At 55.2% G+C, this 330-nt stretch carries 1 protein-coding gene; it reads left to right on the top strand.

Annotated features, from left to right (window positions below; translation table 11 throughout):
• On the top strand, window positions 1–330 hold a 330-nt coding region (locus KWG70_RS17775), incomplete at both ends, for a type 2 periplasmic-binding domain-containing protein (RefSeq protein ID WP_230937381.1).

Here is a 330-nt window from a genome sequence, read left to right as displayed (position 1 = left end):
ATCGAGATGTTCTGGTCGTCTTCGGTTGTGAAATCCGTTGAAGGCTTTGACGCCGCAGCAACCGGCATTCTGGATTGCGAAATGCACGGCGGTGGCTACCAAATCGGTAAAAACCCTGCGTTCCAATTCGTTGGCGACATCATGGGCGGCTACGACACGCCTTACCAACAGCTGAGCTGGCTGTATTACGCCGGTGGCCTTGAGAAGGCCCAAGAGCTGTACAACCTGTATGGCATGCAGCTTGTCGGCTGGTGGGTTTATGGCCAGGAGAGCTTTGCCTCGACCAAGCCAATCGCATCGACCGCTGACCTGAAAGACTGGAAATTCCGG

It is taken from the genome of Psychroserpens luteolus, from assembly GCF_021032705.1.
Taxonomy (GTDB): domain Bacteria; phylum Bacteroidota; class Bacteroidia; order Flavobacteriales; family Flavobacteriaceae; genus Psychroserpens; species Psychroserpens luteolus.
The sequence above is the reverse complement of the archived record's forward strand: the minus strand, read 5'-3'. Positions and strand labels throughout refer to the sequence as shown.